Origin of the sequence: Priestia sp. SIMBA_032 (genome assembly GCF_046535215.1) — a bacterium.
Lineage (GTDB): Bacteria > Bacillota > Bacilli > Bacillales > Bacillaceae_H > Priestia > Priestia aryabhattai.
The window spans coordinates 1-250 of sequence record NZ_JAWRXD010001219.1 but is presented as its reverse complement, the minus strand read 5'-3'; the positions used below and the strand labels follow the sequence as shown (position 1 = coordinate 250).

1 protein-coding gene is annotated in these 250 nt (G+C 62.4%); it reads right to left on the bottom strand.

Going from position 1 to position 250, the window contains the following annotated elements; translation table 11 throughout:
* Positions 1-240, bottom strand: a 240-nt coding sequence (locus SB717_RS38205) for a winged helix-turn-helix domain-containing protein (RefSeq protein WP_486360814.1), incomplete at its 3' end; no start/stop codon positions are given.
* Between the last annotated feature and the right edge of the window lie 10 nt (positions 241-250).

Below are 250 nucleotides of genomic sequence, written 5' to 3'. Positions count from 1 at the left end.
GGTGCGACTCAGCACCTCGCCTTGGCGGCGTGCGAGCAGTTGCAGCAACGAAAACTCACGCGGAGTGAGATCGATGCGTGTGCCTCCTCGCCTCACTCGCCGGCGATTCACGTCCATTTCCAAATCGCTCACCTTGATCAGTTCGCTTTCGCGAGGCGGCCCGCGTCGCGCGAGCGTGCGCACGCGCGCAAGCAACTCGACGAAAGCGAAGGGCTTGACCAGATAATCGTCCGCGCCCATCTCAAGTCCA